The organism is Planctopirus hydrillae (assembly GCF_001707835.1).
GTDB lineage: Bacteria > Planctomycetota > Planctomycetia > Planctomycetales > Planctomycetaceae > Planctopirus > Planctopirus hydrillae.
Window position 1 is genome coordinate 21,345 of record NZ_LYDR01000137.1, and the last position, 24,566, is coordinate 45,910.

Genomic DNA, 24,566 nt, shown 5'->3' on the forward strand with positions numbered 1-24,566 from the left:
CGCCATGAATGCTTACAAATTGCTGGCCTGGCAAGCTGTGATTCTCACATCACTTTGCCTGGCTCACGCCTCAACACCCGCCTTGGCCACTGACGTTGATCTCTCGGCTCTTGATCGACTGATTGAGAGTCCCCCAGTGATGACGTCTGCCAACCCTAGCTTTGCTGCTCTGGATCGTCTCATTGATGAACCGAGTCGTCTCGCCACGGCGACCCTGGCAGCCGATCCCTGTTTCGATTGTCTCGATGCCCTTTGTGAATCTTCGGTACCGGACTTTTCCGCCCTCGACAAATTACTCGAGGTGAAATCGGTTCCGGATCCCGTGCCGATACCGCCGAAGCCAGCCGCCACTCAAAAGCCGCTCCCAGTGCCTCCGGTGTTGCCTCTTGTTCCGGCTGCCAGAACTCAACAACCGGCGTTACATCCGATGCCGGTACCGACGTGCAATAACGGCCAATGCCTCAATCTTGCACCACTGATGAACCTTTCACCCAAAGAACTGAAACGACTTGGCCGCAAGTGAGGATGACTCATGCGAAAACGCCCTGGAACATCCCGCTTTATCGCCTTTGACCGGCTGTTCGATTCCTGGTGGAACCGCCGCTGGCGTCGAACAACCAAGTGATTTCGCCCGAAATCACCTTCAACGAAAGTTCTGAATCATGCCCACCCCCGCACGCATTAACGCCGCTCTCGACGCCCTGCTGGTGCAGATGGTGGCTGCAGAACATGCACCGGCTGGTGGCTGGGAAATGGCCTTCACTTGCGATCGCCAGCACTTAGACACCTATTCCTTCACGGGGATTAGTACACCCGTGATCGTGTTCGATGCCGAGGACTGGGAGGAGATCGGGCGGACCTCCCACCGCAGCCTCGAGCAGTACACCGTCCGAGTGGGCCTGGGCTGTCGCGTGGCCAGCATGAAGGATCCATTGATCGAGCGGCTCGATCATCTCGGCCAGCAGCTGCGGGACTGGCTGACCGATCGCGTCGTCTCTGGCGGCCGCATTCTCGACATCGAGCAGACCGAGCTGGTCAGTCGTGAGCAGCTCCGCACGCCCGGCGTCTATGTGGCTCAATTCGCTCTGACGATCGAGCTGCTCGCCGGCACACCGGCCGAATCCGTCGAGATCACTCCGGCTGCACTTCTCACCCAAGCTCGGCTGGCAGTCTGGGCGGCGATCGAGAACTGGAACTGGCCCGCTGGCTTCGAGTGGCAACGCTTGTTTAAGTCTGATGCCGACACCGAGGAACTGCTCCTCCGCGAGAAGCCCGCCCTCGACGAGCTCCCGGCTCTCGCTGTCGATTGGCAACCCTTCACGACCGAAGACGTCCTCAACATCCTGCAGAAGATCCCGGCCGTGATCCGGCTGCAGGCCTGGCTGCCGGCAGGCTCCTTGCAGCTCGCCGAAACCATCAGCCAGGAGCTGCTGATGGCCGTCTGCCGCAGTACGCCCGAGGGCGGCACTGTGAGCTATGTGCGGGCGGCGATCGGTCACTTACCACGACCACTCGGCCCCTGCCTCATTCAGAGCATTTCGCTTCCCGGTCGTGAAGACCGCAAAGCGATCCAAATCACGTTATCGATCGGGCTGCCGATCTACCTTGACCTCTATCATGCAGGGAGTCCCTGATGCCTACGCCAGTTCAGTTAATCACCGGTCAGGAATCGTTCGTCACCCTCGTGAAAGAAACAACCTGGGGAGAATACCCGGGCTCGCCGACACTGATTCACGTCCCGTTCGATTCCTACGATGTTGAGATGGAAGTCGAGTCCCGTTCGGCCAACCCATTGACGGGCTTTCGCCAGTCGATGCACACCCGTTTTGTGCGCGGCATGCCGCAAGGCTCTGCCAGTTTGCCACTCTACGCCTGGCGACAATCGGCCGGGATGAGCCTGGCCGAACGACTGCTCACCTGGGCCTTCGGGAATCCCGAAGCCAAGTTCCGCGAATCGTATTCCGCCAACCATTACGAAGGGCTGAACATCGATAACCAGCGGCACCTGGGGCTGGTGGTTAATCAGGCGACTTTGAGCGGCCAGGAGAATGGAGCGATCATGCTCCAGCTCGATCTGATGGGTTATGACCAGCTGGGGAATGCGACCGTGGGGAATGCTCCCGCGCCAGCCTTTGACCGTCACCAGCTCGTCGAGTTCGATTTCACCGACTCCATTCTCGATCTGAATGGTGCGACCAGTATCCCATTCGGCGGATTCTCGCTGGTACAGAACCACAACATCGCCCCGAATTACCTCAACAGCAAGAAGCCGCTTTCGCTCCCGACAGGTGATACGGGGATTACGCTCCAGTTGCAGCCCCCCAAGACGTCCAATACCTGGTCAGAGAAGATTCGCTCGATGTCTCTGGCGGGCCAGGAAGTCGAGGCTCGTCTCGTCCTGAAGGGACTGCATCAAGGCACAGGGACGGTCGACACTTCCTGGACAATGATCGAAATCGACTTCGGCTGTCTGAAGTTGCAACAGGCGAAGACGGCTCGCGGCCGCCAAATCGTGAACCAGCCCTTGCAGTTCAAAGTGGATAAACCCCAGGAAGATGGCGTGAACGCCATCGCCTGGACATTCAGCGACGTGGCCTGATGAAGGGTGGCCATGACCACAGATCTGCGACCGGATGAATTGCAGCGGGAGCTGGCGACCTTGAGTCGCCAGCTCGATCGCTCACTCTCGGCGTCGATCACGGACATTGCCAGCCTCTTGATTGACTTCGCCCGCGAAGAATTCCAGCAGCTCAGTACCACTCGCCGCGGTCGATCCGGGTTGACCTGGAAGCCTTTGAAGCGACCCCGTGCGGGGCCGATCGGTGTACTGACGGGTGAGCTGAAAAGGTCGATCAAGCTGGCCGCCAAAAACAAGCGAGTCCGAAAGTCGGCCTCGGTCTATTACACGGCACTGGCTGCCCGGTTCTTTGAGCGGTACCGCAAACTGCTCCCCTCGAAGGTGCCTCGCGATGTGCAGGCCCGCATGGAGGCGATTTTGAGTGAGGCCCTGGCCAAACTCGATTCCCCTTGAAAGGCAAGAATATGCCCACCCGTTTAAGCAAACAGAATCAGTGCCAGACGACCCATGTTTTCACACTGGCCGATGGTTCGGAAATGGCTCTGGTCGTCAGGCCACCGACCTACGAAGAAGTTCTCCACGAACGCTCCCTCGTCTTTATGGGGTTGTCGGCTCAGGTGCGGTACCGGATCGAAACCGTTCTGACTGGCTGGAAAGATGTCCTGGACGAAGAGGACAAACCGATTGAATTCAGTCTTGATCGCTTTGCCGAACTCTGCCGGCAGCATGCCGATCTCTACATGAAGGCGGCGGACATTGTGTCGCGGTTCTTCTTCATGGATCGGGCTGAGCAAAAAAACTGACACGTGCCGTCCGTCACTTCAAACGGACGGGCACGATTCTTCCCGAAACCGAGCTGCTCTGCGAGCTGCTCATGATCAAGTCACTGTGCCGCCGGCTGGGTGTCTCGCGTCGCGAGCTATTGAGCTGGCCGGCGGCCACAGTCGAGGGATTGCAGGCGCAGATTCTGGAGCTGGATCGTCATGACGACTTACCTTCGCGTCGACCTCGCCGGAAACGCTCAGAAGGGTCTGCGTGAACTCTCAGAGCAGGCCGCTGACACTGCGCAGGAAATGCGTCCGCTCAAGACCGCGACCGAAGAAGCCGACGGCGAGTTTGCCAAGCAATCCGAGATCATCGAGGCGTTGCGGCTGCAGCATGAGAGCCTCGTGGGAGCCATGCGGGAAACAGTCGATCAGTCGCAGAAAGTGGCGGCCGAACAATCGGCTCAGCGGGCGGCCTACGAACAGACGGGGAGTGTGGTCAACAACCTGATCACCACCGGCGGTGGCCTGGTCCTGACCTACTGGAAGATGCAATCAGCCTCCAAGGCCCTCAATGCAGTGATGGGCTTCTTCGGCAAGAACAGTGGTACCGCTCGTGTCGCTCTTGCAGGCCTGGGAACTGCTGCCAAAGCGGCCGCTCCTCGACTGCTCCTCCTGGCGGGCGGGGCCGCAGCGACTGGCGGGGCACTCTTTGCCCTGTATGGAGCCTATCAGGCGGGCGTCAGTGTGATGAAGCTCTTTGACGCCGGGCTGAAGCAGGGGGCGAAAGCCACAGAAGAGCAGAGGAAAAAATTTGCGGATTTGCAGAGTGAAGCCCGCCGGACAGGTGAGACTGTCGAGGAAGCGGCCGCTCGCATGGGGGTGAGCCTGAAGGAACTCGATGTTCATTCGGCCAACCTGATCACAACCCTGGGGAAGGGGAGCTTCGACGTTGCCAACAAGTTCGTGCAGCCCTTCACGGGAGCTTTCCGGCGGCTGACGGAACAGTTCCAGGAAGTCGATGGGAACTGGGGCAAAGCTGTCAAAACCCTGACGGATGGATTCGAGTCTGCCTTCAAGGATCTCGCCGAAGGGACCGGGAGCCTGGCACGCGATCTCGTCTCGCCCTTCGAGGAAGGGTTGTCGATGGCCATCTCGCTGCGAGATGAGTGGCTGCAGAATGACAGCGTTTTGATGCAGGTGGCCAACACGGTTCGGGATCATGTTACCAGCCAGTTTAAGCTGCTCGGAACTGGGACCCAGGAAGCCGGGAAGTGGTTCACCGAAAGCCGGGATGCCGCCAGTGCCAACATCGCCGTCTATTTTGGCTGGGCCGAATCGGCTGAGAAGGTCCGCAATGAGTTGAAGCAACTGCGGGAAGCTCGCCAGGCCTCGAACAAGGTTGATGACTTCCAGAACGCCTCGAAGGATGATTTCGCACGCCTGCGGGGAGTCTTTGAAGCCGCTGACAATGAACGCGCGAAGCAGGCCGAAAAGGAGAAGGTACGGGCCTATGAGACCACAGAACAGATTGATGCCGAACTGGCGAAGCTCCGCCAGGCAGCGGGCGAGAAGGCCCGCATCGACAAGCTGACGGCCGAAGAAACGGCTAAGCTGGCCCAACAGGTGCAGATCCTCGAAACCCGCCGGGCGGAGATTGTCACAGAAGCCCGCAAAGCGGAAGTGGAGGCAACCCGGCGAGCGGCTGAAGAGGCCCAGAAGGCCGAGGCTGCGCGGATGAAGGCCATTGAAGAGCAGATCCGCAAACAGGAAGAGCAGCAGCAGAAGCTGTTCGATCTGTACCGCGAAGAAAACCAGTCCACCAGTCTGCAGGCCCTGCAGGATCGACATCGTCTCGAAATGCGGCAGATGGATGCCAAGGGACTCAACGAAGAGCAGAAGCATCGGGCTCGCGTACGGCAGATCGAAGAAGAAATGCGGCTGCGCGATGAGCAGGCCGACAGCGAAGAAGATCGCGTGAAAGTCTCGGCCGAACGGGATCGGGCACTGGCCAAGGAAGCGACCGACTACCAGATTCAGCAACTCGATCGAGAAGTGGCCGCCACGCGTAAGGCCGAAGAAGACAAGCTCAAGGCGGCCGATGAAGCCAAGCGGCAACGAGAAGAGTTCCTGAAGCAGCAGGGGATTGATGGGAATCAGATCCTCAACCAGGTCGATCCCCGCCAGGTACGGAAGCAGCTGCAGGATAAGGCAGCGGCTGAAGCAGCTCGCAAGTTCTACGATGAGAACGCAGGCCGGGTCGATATGACCGATGCGAAACAGTTTCGCGACTTCGAGCGAAAGTCCCGCCAGGCTCAGGATAAGGCCCGGGCACAAGCCGCTCGTCAATTCGCACGTGGCCAGACTGATCCTGAGCAGCTCGCAGCGGCTCAACAGGAGGCGGCGGCCAACACGCTGCAGGCGATGGCGGACAATGGCCAGGTGACTCAGGAAGCCGTCAAGGCTCTGGCCGAACTGACACAGCAGGCCTCGATCGAGCGGCAAAACAACGAACGCCTCAGTGCCGAAGTGGCTCAGATCCGCAAAGCCATGCCCGCCCTGAATCAGTCGGCACGCAATGACCTCAAGAGGGCCAAAGCCGGGAGTCTTCTATGACAGTCCATCTGGCCGCCCAAAGTGTTCCCTTCGGGCCATTCGAAGAACTCGACCTGCAGGAGCTGGCCATCGGCAATGGCAAGCTGAATATCAGCTATGAGCATGCCGCCCGGCTGACATTCACGCTGGTGGCTCCGCAGCAGGAGCGACCGATTGAGTACCACACCTATCTGAAACTGTGGATCGAGGGAGCCACAGTCCGGGGAGCGGCTCAGTCGATCGACAATCCGCTCTTCGAGGGATTCGTGGAATCGATCTCGCCCGATGCCTCGAATCAGCTCTCATATGAATGCTACGACCCCAGCTATCGAGCCAACAAAGAGGTCAAACTCTTCAATGCCTCGTACACGCCGGGGAATCCGGAGGAGCTGCTCTGGCCGCAGCCGGCGATCGGGGCTGTCCCTCGATTGGTCTACAACTGCAAGAATGATGCAGACGATGACTACGCTCATTCCGTGGGCCAGGATGGGACGGTTGGCGAGATCCTCGCCGGGATCCTGGAATACAGTTACCACCCGCTCGTCTGGCGGAATGCGGCTCCGGGCGACGGGACGCTCGAAGGGGCCGTGCCGCCGTATGTGGGGAGTGAGCTGGCCCAGTACGATTTCAAGCCGCAGGAGAAACTGGTCTTTCCCTCGGAGCCTGTACGGAGTTGCCTCGATCGAGTCCGGCGATATGAACCCCGCATGCGGTTGTTGTGGGAGCCTGGCAGCCGTCTCTGGCGATTCCCAAAGATCGATACGGCTCCCGTGGTGACGATCCGGGTCAATGATCCGAGTGTGACGCATCCGGTGTTGTCGATGCAGATGCAGACGACAATCGAGAACTGTCACACGGCGGTCCGGATTTATGGGCCGGAGACCAATACGACCGAGATCTTCACCTGGCGGCTGCCGGCGGAAGATGAGATCGACCCGCCAGCCAATACGCTGGTTCCCCTGGGCGATCCGACGTTCCTGGAGACTTGGGGGAACTCCTCGGGATTCTTCACGGAACAGACGTGGCCTCGCTGGCAGATTGTGGATCCATCCAAGCGTCGAGGAGCGAAGCTGCTCAATGACTGGTTCACGGCCAGTGTCGAGAGTTATCAGCAAGTTGCGGTGAGAAGTCCTGTGTTGCAGTGTTCCTGGGATCGCGGCACGACCTGGCAGACCGCTTATGGTGTGTGGTTCGATTTCCGCGAGGGGATTGCCACGTTCAATGGAACGGTTCCGTACTTTCGCCGGGTGAATGCGAGTGGTGGTTCGATTGTTCCGGGATCCACACAAACGATCTTCGCCCCCAATGCCATGCGGCTCGTATGGGCTCCGTATTCTCCCTGCCTGCAGGTGCGAGTTCCGGAAGAAGGCTTCGAAGGGACGGCCTACACAGTGGCAGGGTTGGCGCGTGAGCTGGAGCAGTACGACGAATCGCTGGCCACAGGGCGCGAATATGGCGTTCCTGTGACGACTTCAGCCCGGATCGCTCAGTTTGTGAAATATGCCCGGGCTCAGCTCGATGAGCAGAAGGACATTGTCTGGACGGGGGGTGTGGTGCTCGACGGCCTCGATTTCTCGTGGGCCAGTTTAAGCAAGCGAGTCTCGTTCACGTCGGGGAATGGTGGCGGCGGGACGCAGACCATTGGCTGGGAAGATATCAACGCCATCCTCACCGATGTGGAATACGACCTGACCAATGATCAGACCTCGCTGACGTTCTCCGGGGACTGGATGGAGCAGCTCGGCGAGGACTCGGGCCAGTTACGGGAGCGGCTGAAGATCCGGGCACTGGAGCAAGTGGCGCTCTTTGCGGGTCAGACGCTGATCTTTGAGATCTTCCGCACTTACAAGGGTTACAAGGCCCAGCAGCTGGTCGGCGTCACGAACAACTATCGGGTGGCTTATGTCGATCCGGAAACCGGAATGGAGCAGTAAACCATGCAGCCGATCCGGCCTCGCACAGAAGCCCAACAGATCAACGAATTGTTCCGCCGCATTGAGGAGCATCACATCGACATCGATCGATTGTGGCGTCACGTGCGGCAGACCGGCGAGGGCTGGCCAGTCGGCGGCCCCTGGCCCCCCACACCCTTGACCGGCCCATGGGATGAGGTGCCCCCCTGCACAGATTGCGAAACGGAGTGTTTCCGCATCGAGGCCAGCGGCTTTGCGGGCGAATTGGAGCAGTTCAACGGGATGCGGTGTTTTTCTCGATCGAGTGATTGCGCTTGGACAACCAGTTCTGCCGACATCCCTCTCTTGCGTTACATGTCGATCAGCATGAATGAATCGGTGGAGCCGCCGGTGGTTGTCTTGAGCCTGCAGGGTCAGACCGTCACCTTCCGCACGAACGACATGGATTGCTCGATCACTCGCACACTGACCGCGACTCCGGCCCCCGATGAGATGACCCCACTCTGGCCCGCGACATTAGAGCTTGTCCCGGTCACATGCGGCGATTGCACCCCCAGCACTAGCACAGGAACAGGCACGGATACCGGGACGGGAACAACGACCGGCACAGGGACAACAGCCACCTGTCCGCCCCTGGCCTCCACGGCCTGGGAGTGGACTGGAACAATCTGGGTGGTCGGCAGTGGTGGCATGTGTTCCGGTCAGGATGGCTGCGAGGCCTGCCCGCCGGATTACCCGGGCGAATATCCCGGGCAAATTGTGACCACGCCCTGCGGCCCGGCCCCCGCCGATTGTTCGAGTGGCACTGGCACCGGCACAACCACAGGCACCACGACTGGCACCGGAACCACGCCACCTACAGGAACGGGAACGGGAACCAATACTGGCGATCCATCCAGCACAGGCACCGGCACAAGTGCGAGCTGCACCGGCACCGAATCCTGGTACTGGAATGGGGATGCTTGGGAATGGGCTTCCAGTTCGTCGAATTGCCCATCCGGTTGCGAAGCCTGCCCACCCACCACGCCGGGAACAACGATTGGTCAACTCGCTTCGACCCCTTGCACTGCCTCACCGGCTGATTGCTCTGGCAGCAGCGGGACAGGGACAAGCGGCCCGACATCGCCACCCACAGGCACCGGGACAGGCACAAGCGGCGGAACTGGCACCACGGCACCGACTGGCACAGGGACAACGAGCGGAACCGGGTCGGCTGCAACGGGGACCTGCAGTTATACGCTGGCCGCGGCTGCCTGGTGTGTGGTCGGTGGCGTGACTCACAGCCTTTACAACCTGGCGACCTCCTGCAGTGTCTCCGGGGGTGGATCATGCCCCGCACAGCTTGTCGTGCCTGGAACTGCTGCCACGTTGACCGTTCCTTGTGGAACCGTGGCCAGTTACCCATGTGAAGGGGGCGGAACATCAGCGGGAACTGAAGAAGGCCCGGCAGAGGAACCATAACCATGAAACCAATACTCACCATCGGCATTCCCACTTGTGACGATCAGCGGGCCTTGTGGTTCACGTTGATTGATCTGCAACGCACGCGCCGCGACCTGGGCCTGACGGATCAGGTCGAAATTCTGGTTGTCTCTCAGTCGGCCAAGGAAACCCACATCAAGGCCGAGCGGGAACACGTCGCCGACATCCAGAACGCTCGTTATCTGCACCTTCCCGAACCTCAGGGAGCAGGCCCGGCCAAGCAAGCGGTCTTCGATCATGCGACCGGCAATGCCGTCTGCTGTATCGATTCCCATGTGATCCTCGATACGGGTGTTCTGGCTCGCCTGGTGGCGTTCGCTGCGACGATTGACGACGGGCTGTACTTCGGCCCGAACTTGCGGCGGCGGCTGATGAATGCCGATGGGAAACCCGCGATCGTCGGCACGCATTACCTGCCACGATATGGAGCGAATGGGAACTGGGGAGACTGGGCCACCCATCCATCAGCCGACAACCCGCACGCGGCCCCCTTCGAAATCAACAGTTGTGGAACCGGCTGTTTCGTCGCCAAGCGGGAATCGTTTCTGGGCTTTCATCCTGACGTTCGCGGCCATGGGGGAATTGAACCGTACATTCCCGAGAAATACCGGCAAGCCGGGCGGAAGGTAATGTGCCTGCCGTGGCTTCGCTGGATTCATCTGTACGGCTATGCGGACGGCAGCCCTTACAAGGGGTTTGCTTGGTCAACAAAAGCCCGGAATGATCTGCTGGGATTCGCCGAACTGGGTTACCCATCGTTCCAGCAGATTCAGGCCAACTACACAGCCCCCGGGCGGCTCTCGATCGAGCGATTCATCGAGATTGCCCGCGAAGTGGGAGCACTCGACCGGCTGCAGCAGATGCCAGCCCCCGCCGCTTTACAAACCGCGCCCGCAGTAATTCCAGACACGGAACATCGGCGGCTGATCATTGGGGTACTGTCAGCCGACAATGAGCAGGCCCGCTATCGCGAGAAGCGGGAAGCGATCCGGCAGACCTGGGGAAAAGATCTGCCTGAGGACGTGGAACTGGTATTTCTCGTTGGCCGTCCTGATCTGGTCGAAGCTCCACAAAAACGGGGCGATATGCTGCTTCTCCCCTGCCCGGACGATTACCAGCATCTCACCGAAAAAACGATCTGGTTTTGCCGGTGGCTGCAATCAAGCCGAAAGTACGCCAGAGTTTTGAAGTGCGACGATGACACCTATGTGCATGTGGCCCGAATCTTGGCCCGCGACCGGATGACCGCGGATTACGTCGGTACTCCCACCCCGCAGCGAGTGGCAACGGGCCGACCGTTCGAAACAGCCAGCGGCGGGGCCGGCTACTTACTCAGTCCCAAGGCCGTTTCAATCGTCGCAGCCAGCGAACCCACCCACTGGGCAGAAGATGTGCATGTTGCCCAAGTGCTGCACGCTGCCGGAATCAGCCTGACCAAGAGCAGGCAGTTTCAAGCGGGAAAACAGACCACACCCGGCACGGAAAACCAACAGGTGACCGCCCACTACATCACGCCGGAGAAGATGCGTGAGATTCATATCACATCAAGATAAGTCTATTTATCTGGATATGAAGCCTATTCGAGATACTGGAATCAACTCTTATACCCGAGAGATTCTCGTGGTGTGCTTGAGTTAATATTTGATTAATCTTTCCAAGAATCTTCCAAATCGCATTCTCATTTTTTCCACTTGAGAGACACTCCAATAGTTGGTGGTCCAAAATGGAGAATGATCATGCAAATTAAAGTTTTCGAAGCTCAGGATACGTCCGGTGAGTTGTATCCGTTGCTCATAGAAGAGTTGGAATTTCTCCGAAAGATTTGCTGTGAGCAATTTGGCTATTGTTATGCTATTGTCAATATTCTAAAGGATAATGGAAAGTTTGATCCCCAGGTAATTCAAGGGGCACTTAAGCCCGAACATGACGGAACAACAACTTGTGAAAAATTCATGGCCAAGTTCCCGCAGATTCGGTTAAGTGTGAAACATAAAGAGTTTGCCAACGCGATCAATGTGCGTTTTCCGGAATGTCATTAACGGTTTCCAGGCCTCGGGCAATGGGAAAACTCGCTGCCCGAGGCGTTCTTTTTCTGGGTGACTTCCTGATCCTTCCCGGGATCGTTTGCGGTTGCTGCTCCATCCGCGGCAATCTGACTCCCTGCGGTTCGCGAATCGATGTGCCTTCGCATCTTGCCAATCAGGATTGGTTTGCGAGACGTGCGAACTTTGCGCACAATCGTTTCGTAAGACGACGGCCGAAGATTGTGCCGTCGTCAACCTGATGTTTACACACCGCCGCCGCAGGCTCGTCCATCGGTATTGCTGTTAATGCGCTCTCATGAGTGTAATTCGCAGCAACGCGCCGATGATCGTGCGTCTGATGATTCACCAAGGAATGACAACCGAATGACCGGAGCTCAACAGCGTGCTGCTCTGCAACGCCAAATCTGGCAGATCGCCAATGATGTTCGTGGTGCCGTGGATGGTTGGGATTTCAAGCAATATGTCCTGGGCACACTGTTCTACCGGTTTATCAGTGAGAACTTTGCCCTGTACATCGAAGCGGGAGACGAAAGCATCGACTATGCCTCCCTCGACGATGATGTCATCACCCCTGAGATCAAAGACGATGCCATCAAGACGAAGGGCTACTTTGTCTATCCCAGCCAGCTGTTCGTGAACATCGCCAAAGCGGCCCACAGCAACGATAGCCTGAATACCGATCTGGCAGCTGTCTTTGCGGCAATTGAATCCTCTGCCATTGGTTATCCCTCGGAAGAGGACATCAAGGGGCTGTTTGCTGACTTCGACACCACCAGCAACCGCCTGGGCAACACGGTAAAAGACAAGAATACCCGCTTGGCAGCCGTGCTCAAGGGAGTGGCGGGGCTCGACTTTGGCGAGTTCGAAGGGAGCAAGATCGATCTCTTCGGCGATGCGTATGAGTTTCTGATTTCGAATTACGCTGCCAACGCCGGAAAATCGGGGGGCGAGTTCTTCACGCCTCAACATGTCTCCAAGTTGATTGCTCAACTGGCAATGCATCAGCAGACCCGGGTCAACAAGATCTACGATCCCGCCTGCGGATCGGGGTCGTTACTCCTCCAGGCCAAAAAGCATTTTGATGCCCACGTGATCGAGGAGGGGTTCTTCGGCCAGGAAATCAACCATACGACCTACAACCTGGCGCGTATGAACATGTTCCTGCACAACATTAACTACGACAAGTTCAACATCCAGCTGGGAAACACCCTCATCGCCCCGGAATTTGGCGATGAGAAACCGTTCGATGCGATTGTTTCCAATCCTCCCTATTCGGTGAAGTGGGTGGGCAGCGACGACCCGACCTTGATCAACGATGACCGCTTTGCACCTGCGGGCGTCCTGGCTCCCAAATCGAAGGCTGATTTTGCCTTTGTGTTGCACGCACTCAGCTATCTTTCCAGCAAGGGCCGGGCGGCGATAGTCTGCTTCCCTGGCATCTTCTACCGCGGGGGTGCTGAACGGCAGATCCGCAAGTATCTGGTGGATAATAACTATGTGGAAACCGTAATCTCGCTGGCCCCGAATCTGTTCTATGGCACGACGATTGCCGTCAATATTCTGGTGCTCTCCAAGCACAAAACGGACACGACGATTCAATTCATTGATGCCAGTGGTCTGTTTAAGAAAGAGACTAACAACAACACGCTGACAGACAACGATGACCCGGAGAATCCCGGGCATATTCAGCAGATCATGGAGGTCTTTGGCAGCAAGGCACACATTGATCATCTCGCATGCAATGTCGATTGTGAGACCATTGCAGCCAACGACTACAACCTGTCCGTGAGCAGCTACGTCGAAGCCGAAGACACTCGCGAACGGGTGGACATTGCCCAGCTCAACGCGGAACTGAAAACGACCGTCGCCCGGATTGATCGACTGCGGTCGGAGATTGATGCCATTGTGGCGGAAATCGAAGGCGAGGAGGTGGAAGCGTGAGCGACATGACTTTCATGGAGAAACTGTTGGATGGCGTAGAAGTCGAGTGGAAACACTTAGGAGACTACGCAGAAATCCGAAGAGGGACGGCGATTACAAAAAGGGAGACACAACCAGGCGGTTTCCCAGTTGTTGGCAATGGCCCTGGCTACAACTATTTCCACGCCGAAGGTAATCGAATCGGGGAGACCATTGTCATAGCCAGATCTGGCGCTTACGCAGGACTCATAAGCTATTGGACGATCCCTATATTTCTCACCGATGCGTTCAGCATTCATCCAGACAATGATTTTCTCAGAACGAAGTACGTCTACTATCTCCTCAAGAAGGATCAAGAAAAGATCCACCAAATGGGTCAAGGTGCGGGTGTGCCACACGTTCGAGCAAACGATTTTGAGGCATACCCCATTCCCATTCCCTGTCCATCGAACCCGACGCGATCGCTGGAGATCCAGGGGGAGATCGTGCGAATACTGGACACCTTTGCCGAGCTGACCGCCGAGCTGACCGCCGAGCTGACCGCCCGCCAAAGGCAATACAACTATTACCGCGATCAGTTGTTGAGTTTTAAGGATGGCGATGTCGAATGGAAGACGCTCGGGGAGGTCGGGGAGTTTATTCGAGGCAAGCGATTCACCAAAGCAGATTACGTGGATGCTGGTGGAATACCAGCTATCCACTATGGCGAGATATATACCAGATATGGAGTTTTTACAACTGATACTTTCTCGCAGGTAAAAGGCGAGATGGCCGAAGCTTTACGATACGCAGAGCCGGGGGATGTAATTCTAACGGACGTGGGCGAGACCGTAGAGGATGTTGGCAAGGCCGTTGCATGGCTGGGAGACGAAAAAGTGGCAATTCATGATCATTGCTACGCATTTCGTCATTCCATGAACCCAAAATTTATCTCGTATTGTATGCAAACAGCATCGTTTATCACCGAGAAGGCAAAATACATCGCTAGAACAAAGGTTAACACATTACTGATCAATGGCTTTTGCAATGTGTCGATCCCAATTCCTTATCCAAACAACATTGAGAAATCGCTATCCGAGCAGTCTCGTATTGTCGCAATCCTTGACAAGTTCGATTTGTTGACCAACTCAATCAGCTATGGTCTCCCACGGGAGATTGAGCTGCGGCAAAAGCAATACGAGTACTATCGCGACCTGCTGCTGAGCTTCCCGAAGCCGGAAGCGGTGGAGGCATAAATTGAGTAAGACTCTGACGGAGATCGCACAGCAGCTGAAAGACGCAAACAAAAAGGTGCAGTTGATCTACGCCTTCAACGGAACCGGCAAGACCCGCTTATCTCGGGCTTTCAAAAAACTGGTCGCGCCAAAAAATGAACCTGAGGAAGGTGCGGACCAAGAAGAGCCGGCTGAGCTCGCTCGCGAGAAAATTCTCTATTACAACGCGTTCACTGAGGATTTATTCTATTGGGATAATGACCTCACCCTCGACGCTGACCCAAAACTGAAGATCCAGCCGAACTCCTTTACTGATTGGATTCTACGTGACCGTGGACAAGACCAAAACATAGTCGCCACTTTCCAGCGGTATACGCACGAAAAACTGACACCAACATTTATTGAGAAAGATAAAGTCATCGACAGGGATGGCAAAAGAGTTCTCACGAAGACTTTTCCGGAAGTTCAGTTTTCGTTTGACCGTGGAACTGAGAGGACTGGTGCGATTAAGATTTCCAGAGGTGAAGAGAGCAATCTGATATGGAGCGTATTTTACACGTTATTAGAAGAAGTCATCTCTATACTCAATGAAGCGGAACCATCAAAACGAGACGATAATCAGTTCGACAATCTTCAATATGTCTTTATTGACGACCCGGTTAGCTCACTGGATGACGGTCACTTGATTGAAGTGGCTGTAGACTTAGCGAGCCTTGTCAAATCTAGTGAGTCGACACTCAAGTTTATCATTACGACCCATAGTCCTCTTTTTTTCAATGTCTTACATAATGAGCTCAATAATAAACTCGATAAGAAGCAGCCAGATGGATCATATAAATCAGTTTACAGACCAAAACAATCTAACCAGTTTCGAATGACAAGACAGAGTGACGGGTTGTTTGAACTGCATGAACAGCCTAGCGACTCTCCATTCTCGTACCATTTATTTTTACTGTCCGAGATCAGAACTGCTATAAAGAATGGTCAAGTCCGAAAATATCACTTTAGCTTTGTGCGGAACATTCTTGAGAAGATGGCCACATTCTTGGGCTACAACAAATGGCCAGATCTTCTGGCGAGGTCAGCAGATGGACAGCCAGATGCTCTTGTTAATCGAATCCTGAATCTGTCGAGTCATTCTGCGCACGCGGGGGAAGAGGTCGCCGAGATTGAGGAAGAAGACAAGGAAAAATTGCGAAGTGTCATCACTTATCTAATCTCAACTTACGGTTTCAAGAATACGGTGGTTTGACGTATGATCGACTACAACCCGATCGCCGAATCCAGCAACTTCATCATCCTGGAAAAGTACCACCGGGAGTGGCAGGTTGCCGAAGGCTACCAGAGCGAAAGCGATCTGGAACGAGAACTCATTGCCGATTTGCAGAACCAGGGTTACGAATATCGACCGGATCTGAATTCTCAGGCCACTCTGCTGGCCAATGTCCGCAGCCAGTTGCAGACTCTGAACAAGGTGCTATTCACCGAAAGCGAATGGAAACGCTTCGTCGAGACATTTCTCGATAAACCCAGCGAAGGGATTGTTGATAAGACCCGGAAGCTCCACGACGACTATATTCACGATTTTGTTTTCGATGATGGCCACATTCAGAACATCTACCTGCTCGACAAGAAGAACCCGACTCGTAACAAACTGCAGGTGATCAAGCAGTTCGAACAAGCCGGCAGCCATGCCAACCGCTACGATGTGACGATTCTGGTCAATGGCCTGCCACTGGTACAGGTCGAACTGAAAAGACGTGGTGTGGCAATCCGCGAAGCCTTTAATCAGGTCCATCGCTACAGCAAGGAGAGCTTCAACAGCGAGCATTCCCTTTTCAAGTTCCTGCAGCTCTTTGTGATTTCCAACGGAACGGATACACGCTACTTCGCCAACACGACACGACGCGACAAGAACAGCTTCGATTTCACGATGAACTGGGCCAAGGCTGACAACAGCCTGATCAGAGACCTGAAGGATTTCACCGCGACATTCTTCCAGAAGAACACGCTGCTCGAAGTCCTGCTGAAGTACTCGGTCTTCGACGTCAGCGACACATTGCTGGTCATGCGGCCCTATCAGATTGCTGCCACGGAACGCATTCTGTGGAAGATCAACAGCTCCTACGCGGCTAAAGCATGGAGCCAAACGGAAAGTGGCGGTTTCGTTTGGCACACCACCGGCTCAGGAAAGACACTCACTAGTTTCAAAGCCGCCCGCCTGGCAACCGAACTAGACTTCATTGATAAGGTGTTTTTCGTCGTGGACCGGAAGGACCTCGATTATCAGACAATGAAGGAGTACCAGCGATTTTCGCCCGATAGCGTCAATGGTTCAGAAAGTACGGCTGGCCTGAAGCGCAATCTGGAGATGGATGACAACAAGATCATTGTCACCACCATTCAGAAGCTCAACAACCTGATAAAGAGTGAAGGCGATCTGCCGATCTACAATAAGCAGGTTGTCTTCATTTTTGATGAGTGCCACCGCAGCCAGTTTGGAGAAGCGCAGAAGAATCTCAAGAGGAAATTCAATCGGTACTATCAGTTTGGCTTTACTGGCACACCCATCTTTCCGCAGAACGCCCTGGGAGCCGATACAACGGCCAGTGTCTTTGGTCGTGAGTTGCACTCCTATGTCATCACCGACGCAATTCGCGATGAAAAGGTGCTGAAGTTCAAAGTGGACTACAACGATGTCCGCCCACAGTTCAAAGCGATTGAAACAGAACAGGACGAGAAGAAACTGACGGCAGCCGAGAACCGTCAGGCACTGCTGCACCCGGCGCGAATTCAAGAAATCTCGCAGTACATACTGACACATTATCGGCAGAAGACTCACCGCCTGCGGGCGAGTAGTACTGGCTTTAACGCGATGTTTGCGGTGACGAGTGTCGATGCTGCGAAACTCTATTATGAAAGCCTGAAAAAGCTACAGGCCGGGAGTGAGAAGCCGCTCAAGATCGCCACGATCTTTTCATTTGCCGCCAATGAAGAGCAGGATGCCGTAGGAGATATTCAAGATGAGAGTTTTGATGTCTCGGCCATGAGCATCAGTGCGAAAGAGTTTTTGACGGCGGCGATTGCGGACTATAACGCCGAATTCAGAACCAGCTTCAGCGTGGATAGTAACGGCTTCCAGAATTACTACCGTGACCTGGCGAAGCGGGTGAAGTCGCGCGAGATCGATCTGCTGATCGTTGTGGGGATGTTTCTGACTGGCTTTGACGCACCGACATTGAACACCCTCTTTGTCGATAAGAACCTGAGATATCACGGGTTGATTCAGGCTTATTCGCGTACGAACCGGATCTATGACGCTACCAAGACTTTCGGGAACATCGTCACTTTTCGCGATCTCCAAGAGGCGACGATACAAGCAATCACCCTCTTCGGAGATAGCAACACAAAGAACGTGGTGCTGGAGAAGAGTTACACCGAGTACATGGAGGGCTTCACGGATAATGCTACGGGCGAAGCACGACGCGGCTTCAAGGAAGTGGTCACCGAGTTGGAAAAGCGATTTCCCAATCCCGAAGAGATCGTGAAGGAAAAGGATAAAAAGGAGTTTGTGAAACTGTTTGGCGAATATCTGCGGGTGGAGAACATCCTGCAGAACTTCGACGAGTTCGCCAGCCTGAAGGCACTGCAGACTCTGGATGTGAATGATCCTCAACAGGTTGAGGATTTCAAAGCCGAACACCACTTGAGCGATGAGACTCTGGCTACGCTGCAGAGTATCACACTTCCACCGGAACGCCAGATCCAGGACTACCGCTCGACCTACAACGATATCCGCGATTGGCTGCGTCGCGAAAAGGCTGGCAAGGAGAAAGAAGAATCCAAGATTGACTGGAACGACGTCGTATTTGAGGTCGATTTGCTGAAATCTCAGGAAATCAATCTCGACTACATTCTGGAGTTGATCTTTGAGCACAACAAGAAGACCAAGGATAAGGCGAAGTTGGTCGAGGAGGTGCGCCGCCTGATTCGAGCCAGTGTTGGCAATCGTGCCAAGGAAAGTCTGGTGGTCGATTTCATCAACCAGGCGAATCTGGACTCCCTTCCCGATAAGGCGAGTGTGATTGAATCATTTTTCAGTTATGCACGCGACCAGCAGCAACGCGAAGCTGGTGAGTTGATTGCGGATGAGAATCTGAATATTGAAGCGGCCAAACGCTACATCACGACCTCGTTAAAGCGTGAGTATGCGAGTGAGAACGGGACAGAACTGAATGCTGTTCTCCCCAAAATGAGCCCACTCAATCCCCAATACCTGACGAAAAAGCAGACCGTCTTTCAGAAGATTGCGGCATTCGTGGACAAGTTCAAGGGGGTTGGTGGCGAGCTCTAATCGATCAAATGCTTCCATTCCACGAAAAGCCTTCTCACGCCGCTCAGGATTCGCAGAGACTCGGACAAGCCCAAGAGATCAGGTGCTCCGTGGTGGGAGTATTTCTCACGACATCGTGATAATAATTTAGCTACTGGACATTTCCACCTTTGCCATCTTTGCCACCCCGCGCAGTTAAAGACGGCTTAATGACAGACGTATACCGAATGAATTCACAGGTGTGATGCAAGAGGCATCGCCACACAATGAAATTCGGCAATTTCTGCTCAAGGATGAGTGGCAATGCTTACCAACAGCATCCCCGTACGACTCTTTCTCTGCCTCGCCTTGTTGTTGCCCACCTGGCAGGGCTGCACGTATAAGTTTTTACGCCATAACTACACCCATCTTGTGCAGTCGCTCAACGACATCCTGTACCAGCAGGTGCTCGACAATCTCGCGATGTTCGAGTGCAACTCGGGTGCGCTTCCCTCATTCGCAGTTGTGGGAAGTGGATCGGCGCAAGTTTCGGATGCTCGAGGGGGCAGCACCGGCTTAACATGGAATCCAACGACCCTTGTCAGCGAAGCAGCAGGACTTACTGCGTCCAGGACGTTGGTCGAAACGTGGGGCGCGACACCGGTGATGGATCCGGGAAAACTCCGCAGGCTCAGATGTGGATTTCAACTGATTATCGATGGAGCTACTTCATACATCGAAGTCCAGGAATGCCCAAGTCAAAAAGATCTTGATGGCAAACCCATTCCCGCTTATCGAGTGATCCCTTCGACCTCAGACGGATGTCTCGATTGCATTAGGGAACTGATTGAGTGTGGGTTTCTTACTCCACCGTCGAAAGATCTCCTCGCCAAAAGTGGAACCCTCGATTTTAAGCAGCTACCTCAGGCAGAGAAATACCAGCAGGATTTGCTTACACAAATTGAATGCAAACTCCCGCGTGGCTGGTACTGCGTTGGTAAACCCTGCGATGTCCCTCGAAACGCCGCATTTGTCGGCCGCTATGGCAAGGTGGTGGTTTGGGTGGAGGCCACTCACGTTGATTATCTCAGTCGAGCTACTTTATCGATGCTGGACCTGGCTACCCGAGAAACTCCAAAAAAAGCGATGGTGACCGTCAAACATACAGTTGAAGGCGAAGGGGTGAGCACGGAATTCACCGGGGAGATACAGGGTGACATCACTCAGTACGCACGTATTGCCGAAGTGATTGCTGCTGCACAGCGACTTGTAGATGAAACCGATGAAAATAAAGCCAACCTATTGCCAAAAGCCATGGCACCCTTGATGGATAACCTTCGAGAGGCGGTGAAGCAGGCACCAGATATTGACCCGTCCTCCAACGACATCGCGTCTCCCGTGTTCCGGATTGAAAGGCCAGGCTCGGGCCCGGAATTCTTTCCAGCCCCACCACGCTAATTTTGCCAGCCAACTTTTGAGACGGAAGAGAATCCTTCCATGAACTTGCCCAATTCACTCAACAGCGAGTTTCTTCGGCCGATCGCCACACACATTGGCCCTGGAGCCTTGGCTCTGTTTGGCATCACAGCCATCTGGATTCCACCAGCCGAGATCGTTCACTATCTCGCGACAGCCAGTGCCTTGGCAGGAATTCTTCTCTTTGTGGGCTCTGTAATTCTCGGCTTTCTGCTAGAAGACATCGCCTCCCATTTCGAGAACGGAATTTATGAAAGCACAAAAGGCGAGGGGGATGACAATAATTGGCAGGGTTATTTGTGCTTCGATAATAGCGATTCGGTCGGCCGGAATTATGTTCGCATCACATTAACACGCTTGAAGTTCGAGTTATCGATGTTGATTGCCATGCTGGCGAATATCCCTTGGCTCATAAAGGCTTCGTTAGCAGCGAGAACCTTTGAAGAGGCATCGTTTGAGAAATCACTTCTTTTTTTCAGCACGCCGATTCTCTTATGGTTGCACTGGGAGGCGAAGCAGTCGATTCGAGTTTTGGCAGATGCAAGAGGTATCTTGGTAAGAGATTGGCGGGAGAGACAAGCAGAGGAGGCGGCCAAAAGTGATCAGCCCAAGAGCTGATCGATGAAGGTCCACTTGAGGCAGAGCTCGCTTCAGGTCTCTCAATGCCCATCCCGCCAGCAATTCCCCGCCAGCCCCATCCCACATCATTACCACCAGTTCCAGCCAGTCCCTGCCAATCAGCCCGGGTAAGTCCAGGTGCGTCTGGCCTCTGAGGTATTTCCAGATCTCTTCTCTGGATCTGACTTCTGGATCTGTCTCTGGGGCGACGTTTCCGTGATTGTCACGCAGACACAAAAAGTGGCGTACTTGAGATTAAATCCGTCACCCCTGGACTGCCCACCTGATTATGGAGCGGGCTTTTTCGCCTCGGGACAGTAAATTTCAAAAGATCGCCCGCCAGGCCCAGCTTTGGTTTCTCGAACTGCATAGGTCTGTAAGCATCTTGAACACTGAATCGAAATCACCATGGGCTCGGGGAAAGAAGTCTCCTTGAAAAAATTTTTGCGGGAGATAGACCGCAAGACTGGCTTTAGATTAGGCGTCGAATGCCAGCGTGATCGAAAAGTGCAACTGCTCAGAGACATTGACGCAGCTCGCGCAAGCGCCACGATTCCCGCTCTGATTTCGCCTGAAATCACTCCCACAAATGAAGGTGGCCGGGAAGCTGTTAGAGCAACTTCCCGGCCTGCAAATCGACCTGCGTGAACAGGCCGACTGCATTCGCAAGGAAGCGAAAATGCAGCGGTGTGCCTGTGCGCAAAACTTAGGTCGATTGGCAGGCTTCCCCCGCCTGGCTCGAGGTCCTCCGGAAAAGATCGTTCGACTGTGCGTCGTCTGGATCGATCATTCCGTATGTAAGGCCTCCCATCATGCGCAATCAGATTCTGCCCTGGTTCGGAAGTAAGGCTGCTCTTGCTCCGGAAATTCTCCCCGAGTTCGGCCCACACAAGGCTTACTTCGAGCCTTTCGGTGGTGGCCTGGGCATGCTGCTGCAGAAGCCAGCATGCGGAAGGGAAACTGTCAACGATCTCCATCAGGATCTCACCCACCTGGCCCGGGTCATTGCCGATCCGATTCAGGGGGCGGCTCTGTACCGCAGGCTCAGGCGGATTCTCTGCTGTGAGCAGCTTCATCGCGAAGCTCGCGAACGGATCAAGCTGCCGTTCGCCGCCACTCTCGATCGAGCGATCGATTTCTTTTTCGTCTCCTGGATGAGTCGGATGGGAATCTGCGGGGCCCAGAGCTCCAACTCGATGGCTCACAGTTACGGAGCAGCCTCCAGCTCGTGTGCCAACAAGCTGGCCAGTGCCATTGAGTCGATCCGATCCTGGCAGGCCAGGCTTAGGAGAGTGACGATCACCAACCGGGACGCTTTTCAGCTCCTGGAGCGGATCCACGACGAAGCGGGGATGCTGATTTACTGTGATCCGCCCTACTTGCAGAAGGGGGCTGAATATGTGTTCGACCTCGACGATGCAGGCCATCAACGTCTGGCTGATGCTGTGAAGCGATTTCGCAAGGCCCGGGTGGTGGTGAGTTACACCGATCATCCCCGACTTGCGGAGCTCTACCCGGCCAGGCAGTGGCAGAAGAAGGTTCTAAGCTACAAAGCACGCGAAGGCCGCGGGGCGAAAGTCCCGAAGATCAAGCCTCCGGAAGTGCTGCTCATCAATGGGCCGTTTATCGCGGCGTGAGATAGAGGTCGCACATATGGTCGTCGGAAGTGGCACCACCTCCTGGCCGCAAAGAGGGAAGGGCGTCGTGCGATCGGCATTGAGCGAGAAAAATCTTACTGCGACATCACAATTCATCGGCTCAGATCTTTAGATCTTCAGAAGGCGGGGTGATGAGTTTTTTCACCATCACTGACTGATCATCACAGTTTGCAAGAACCGATGTGTCAAAAAGCGGACTCATAATCCTTTGGTTCTGGGTTCGAATCCCAGTGGAGCCAATCAGGCCTTCGAAGTGCTGCTGGCTTTTCAGCGGTAGATCACTTGGGCCGATTCAGTGAGAATGCCGTCGTCCGTGGGGCTGCTGCGAATCCTCTGGGGCTTGGGAACGCCAGCGGTTCTGTTGGCCTTCGGCGAGGTGATAACAGGCTTTGGAGGCTTCTTCCCAGTCTCCGGACTGCGCTTGTTGGATAATCCGCTCGAACTCAGCAAGGGCGGCCGGGGACATCTCCCCATGAGTGGCTCGCTGCCGTATGGCCTCTTCGACTTTATTGAGTTGCCCGGGATTTCGAGAGGAAGTGGCCGTCCACAGAAGTTGTACGTATTTGAGGTTGTTCTGCTCAATGACTGCGGGCGTAGCCCACCATCGCCAGAGAATCATCAATACAACAATCGTCAATAGAATCGACAACCCCGAACTGACTCGACGATCGCGGAACATTTCGCTGAACGACAATTCGGACATTTTTTCGATCGCCCTTACTTGATGACTATTCGACTCGCCTGGCATCACTAAACGCGTAACCCCGGAATGGAGTGGCAGTCACCAGTTCCTGGACGTCAGGGGAGCAGGAAAAATCGAGCCCTCTCTCCAAGAAATAGTGATGATCACAGAGCGGGGCCGACTGAGAGTAGAAGCCAATCAATATTCGGCAACGACTTCATTTCCTCGGCAGCTCGAAAGCGCAGCCCAGGTGGGCTGATGAATGAATTGGGAAACGAAGCGGACACTACCATCACCCAGTAAGACATGCGCCCCTCCCGCGTGAGGAGAGTACATCTGGCAGACATGGCACAGGGGGCTGTTGGGTGGATGGATGGGAGCAAAACCTGTTACCGGGTCGATCTCATCTTGAGCGGGGCCTGAGTGGACATTCACCAGCGTCGCTGCGGCATCGCATTCCGTCATGGGGAACCTGGCTGGATCGATGGCACATACCGTGGCTCCAGGGACCACGCCTACCCACGTTTTGTCACTGACAATGCTGTGCTCTCCAATGAAGATTGTGTTGGACAGACCATCGGTGACATCGGCCGTACGGACTTTCGAGTTGCGATACATGGGGCCATTCGCGATCTGCGAATAATCTTCGATCTGATAACCCCAGGGCTCATCCTGACCGGCATTGGCCACGTAATGGGCGCGACCGAATCTGGCGAGTTCATTGCCAGATCCATCACGAATGATGACCGGGCCATTGGAATTGGTGGCGGAAGGGGACATGAAGACCGGCAGATTGATGGCAACGGCTGCGGCATTTTGTGGAGCCCAGCAGGGGAGATCGGTCCGTATGGAATTGTAGAGGGGAGCCTGATCGACGTAAGGGAGCAGCATGGTGCCCCATGCAAATCCATTAGGGCCATCGTAGGTGTTGGGATCCCGTGAAGGATGTCTGGTATTGGCGAGATAAGCTGCGGGAAACACCTTTTGGGCATCGTGATAATTGTGAAGCGCAATCCCGATCTGTTTGAGATTATTGCGGCTTTGGGTACGCCGAGCTGCCTCGCGTGCTTGTTGAACTGCGGGAAGCAGTAACGCAATCAGTACGGCGATAATCGCGATGACGACCAACAGTTCAATGAGCGTAAATCCAAATCTGCGGAGGGTTACGGACATTGGAAACTCCGATTTTGCATTTTGGTATCCATGGTTTTGATTATTCAAAACTTGGGATAGAATTGCATGTGAATCGGGGTTTGTCAAGAAATGAGGACGCACCGGCAGGAGTTCTCCGTCGCAAAGAGAACTCGCA

At 55.0% G+C, this 24,566-nt stretch carries 19 protein-coding genes; 17 read left to right on the forward strand and 2 right to left on the reverse strand.

Going from position 1 to position 24,566, the window contains the following annotated elements; genetic code table 11:
* Positions 1–4 precede the first annotated feature (4 nt).
* The 17 genes from A6X21_RS16695 to A6X21_RS16785 all read left to right on the forward strand — a co-directional run bounded on the left by A6X21_RS16695 (position 5) and on the right by A6X21_RS16785 (position 22,554).
* Complete coding sequence (locus A6X21_RS16695) at positions 5–523, forward strand: hypothetical protein (protein WP_068850008.1); 519 nt, start codon at positions 5–7, stop codon at positions 521–523.
* Between the two features lie 139 nt (positions 524–662).
* Positions 663–1,634, forward strand: a complete 972-nt coding sequence (locus tag A6X21_RS16700) for a hypothetical protein (protein WP_068850011.1) — start codon at positions 663–665, stop codon at positions 1,632–1,634.
* Positions 1,634–2,599: a phage tail tube protein gene (locus A6X21_RS16705; RefSeq protein ID WP_068850014.1), complete on the forward strand. Its 966-nt coding sequence runs from the start codon at positions 1,634–1,636 to the stop codon at positions 2,597–2,599. The genes A6X21_RS16700 and A6X21_RS16705 overlap by 1 nt, the downstream gene beginning before the upstream one ends.
* A 12-nt stretch (positions 2,600–2,611) precedes the next feature.
* Complete coding sequence (locus tag A6X21_RS16710; RefSeq protein WP_068850018.1) at positions 2,612–3,031, forward strand: hypothetical protein; 420 nt, start codon at positions 2,612–2,614, stop codon at positions 3,029–3,031.
* An 11-nt stretch (positions 3,032–3,042) separates the two neighbouring features.
* The gene (locus A6X21_RS16715; RefSeq protein ID WP_068850023.1) at positions 3,043–3,381 is read left to right on the forward strand and encodes a hypothetical protein; all 339 of its coding nucleotides are present in this window, start codon (positions 3,043–3,045) and stop codon (positions 3,379–3,381) included.
* 180 nt (positions 3,382–3,561) lie between these two features.
* Positions 3,562–5,958, forward strand: a complete 2,397-nt coding sequence (locus tag A6X21_RS16720; RefSeq protein WP_068850027.1) for a hypothetical protein — start codon at positions 3,562–3,564, stop codon at positions 5,956–5,958.
* The gene (locus tag A6X21_RS16725) at positions 5,955–7,871 is read left to right on the forward strand and encodes a hypothetical protein (RefSeq protein ID WP_068850031.1); all 1,917 of its coding nucleotides are present in this window, start codon (positions 5,955–5,957) and stop codon (positions 7,869–7,871) included. The genes A6X21_RS16720 and A6X21_RS16725 overlap by 4 nt, the downstream gene beginning before the upstream one ends.
* Before the next feature lie 3 nt (positions 7,872–7,874).
* A complete protein-coding gene (locus A6X21_RS24775; RefSeq protein ID WP_068850033.1) occupies positions 7,875–9,311 on the forward strand; it encodes a hypothetical protein in 1,437 nt (478 codons plus the stop codon).
* 2 nt (positions 9,312–9,313) lie between these two features.
* Positions 9,314–10,885 carry a glycosyltransferase gene (locus A6X21_RS16735; RefSeq protein WP_068850037.1) on the forward strand — a complete coding sequence of 524 codons (1,572 nt, stop codon included), beginning with the start codon at positions 9,314–9,316 and terminating at the stop codon, positions 10,883–10,885.
* 183 nt (positions 10,886–11,068) lie between these two features.
* Positions 11,069–11,371 carry a hypothetical protein gene (locus tag A6X21_RS16740; protein ID WP_131818397.1) on the forward strand — a complete coding sequence of 101 codons (303 nt, stop codon included), beginning with the start codon at positions 11,069–11,071 and terminating at the stop codon, positions 11,369–11,371.
* Positions 11,372–11,740: 369 nt separating this feature from the next.
* Positions 11,741–13,318, forward strand: a complete 1,578-nt coding sequence (locus tag A6X21_RS16750) for a type I restriction-modification system subunit M (RefSeq protein ID WP_068850046.1) — start codon at positions 11,741–11,743, stop codon at positions 13,316–13,318.
* Positions 13,315–14,532, forward strand: coding sequence for a restriction endonuclease subunit S (locus A6X21_RS16755; RefSeq protein WP_068850049.1), 1,218 nt, complete (start codon positions 13,315–13,317; stop codon positions 14,530–14,532). The genes A6X21_RS16750 and A6X21_RS16755 overlap by 4 nt, the downstream gene beginning before the upstream one ends.
* A 1-nt stretch (position 14,533) precedes the next feature.
* A complete protein-coding gene (locus tag A6X21_RS16760; protein ID WP_068850051.1) occupies positions 14,534–15,763 on the forward strand; it encodes an AAA family ATPase in 1,230 nt (409 codons plus the stop codon).
* 3 nt (positions 15,764–15,766) lie between these two features.
* Entirely contained in the window at positions 15,767–18,865 is a 3,099-nt protein-coding gene (locus A6X21_RS16765) for a type I restriction endonuclease subunit R (RefSeq protein ID WP_068850053.1), read from the forward strand.
* 282 nt (positions 18,866–19,147) lie between these two features.
* Complete coding sequence (locus A6X21_RS16770; RefSeq protein WP_068850055.1) at positions 19,148–20,281, forward strand: hypothetical protein; 1,134 nt, start codon at positions 19,148–19,150, stop codon at positions 20,279–20,281.
* Between the two features lie 45 nt (positions 20,282–20,326).
* Complete coding sequence (locus A6X21_RS16775; RefSeq protein WP_131818398.1) at positions 20,327–20,917, forward strand: hypothetical protein; 591 nt, start codon at positions 20,327–20,329, stop codon at positions 20,915–20,917.
* Positions 20,918–21,729: 812 nt separating this feature from the next.
* Positions 21,730–22,554 (forward strand): DNA adenine methylase, encoded by an 825-nt coding sequence (locus A6X21_RS16785; RefSeq protein WP_068850064.1) that lies wholly within the window; start codon positions 21,730–21,732, stop codon positions 22,552–22,554.
* A 313-nt stretch (positions 22,555–22,867) separates the two neighbouring features.
* On the opposite strand, the gene A6X21_RS16790 is transcribed toward A6X21_RS16785, so the two are convergent.
* Together A6X21_RS16790 and A6X21_RS16795 are read right to left on the reverse strand one after the other, a co-directional pair.
* A complete protein-coding gene (locus A6X21_RS16790) occupies positions 22,868–23,278 on the reverse strand; it encodes a hypothetical protein (RefSeq protein WP_068850067.1) in 411 nt (136 codons plus the stop codon).
* A 177-nt stretch (positions 23,279–23,455) separates the two neighbouring features.
* Positions 23,456–24,430 carry a DUF1559 domain-containing protein gene (locus A6X21_RS16795; RefSeq protein WP_083233680.1) on the reverse strand — a complete coding sequence of 325 codons (975 nt, stop codon included), beginning with the start codon at positions 24,428–24,430 and terminating at the stop codon, positions 23,456–23,458.
* Positions 24,431–24,566 lie beyond the last annotated feature (136 nt).

Bases quoted from the DNA above. Each gene is read 5' to 3' on its own strand.
- A6X21_RS16695 (WP_068850008.1), top strand. From the start codon at position 5: ATGAATGCTTACAAATTGCTGGCCTGGCAAGCTGTGATTCTCACATCA.
- A6X21_RS16700 (WP_068850011.1), top strand. From the start codon at position 663: ATGCCCACCCCCGCACGCATTAACGCCGCTCTCGACGCCCTGCTGGTG.
- A6X21_RS16705 (WP_068850014.1), top strand. From the start codon at position 1,634: ATGCCTACGCCAGTTCAGTTAATCACCGGTCAGGAATCGTTCGTCACC.
- A6X21_RS16710 (WP_068850018.1), top strand. From the start codon at position 2,612: ATGACCACAGATCTGCGACCGGATGAATTGCAGCGGGAGCTGGCGACC.
- A6X21_RS16715 (WP_068850023.1), top strand. From the start codon at position 3,043: ATGCCCACCCGTTTAAGCAAACAGAATCAGTGCCAGACGACCCATGTT.
- A6X21_RS16720 (WP_068850027.1), top strand. From the start codon at position 3,562: ATGACGACTTACCTTCGCGTCGACCTCGCCGGAAACGCTCAGAAGGGT.
- A6X21_RS16725 (WP_068850031.1), top strand. From the start codon at position 5,955: ATGACAGTCCATCTGGCCGCCCAAAGTGTTCCCTTCGGGCCATTCGAA.
- A6X21_RS24775 (WP_068850033.1), top strand. From the start codon at position 7,875: ATGCAGCCGATCCGGCCTCGCACAGAAGCCCAACAGATCAACGAATTG.
- A6X21_RS16735 (WP_068850037.1), top strand. From the start codon at position 9,314: ATGAAACCAATACTCACCATCGGCATTCCCACTTGTGACGATCAGCGG.
- A6X21_RS16740 (WP_131818397.1), top strand. From the start codon at position 11,069: ATGCAAATTAAAGTTTTCGAAGCTCAGGATACGTCCGGTGAGTTGTAT.
- A6X21_RS16750 (WP_068850046.1), top strand. From the start codon at position 11,741: ATGACCGGAGCTCAACAGCGTGCTGCTCTGCAACGCCAAATCTGGCAG.
- A6X21_RS16765 (WP_068850053.1), top strand. From the start codon at position 15,767: ATGATCGACTACAACCCGATCGCCGAATCCAGCAACTTCATCATCCTG.
- A6X21_RS16770 (WP_068850055.1), top strand. From the start codon at position 19,148: ATGCTTACCAACAGCATCCCCGTACGACTCTTTCTCTGCCTCGCCTTG.
- A6X21_RS16785 (WP_068850064.1), top strand. From the start codon at position 21,730: ATGCGCAATCAGATTCTGCCCTGGTTCGGAAGTAAGGCTGCTCTTGCT.
- A6X21_RS16790 (WP_068850067.1), bottom strand. From the start codon at position 23,278: ATGTCCGAATTGTCGTTCAGCGAAATGTTCCGCGATCGTCGAGTCAGT.
- A6X21_RS16795 (WP_083233680.1), bottom strand. From the start codon at position 24,430: ATGTCCGTAACCCTCCGCAGATTTGGATTTACGCTCATTGAACTGTTG.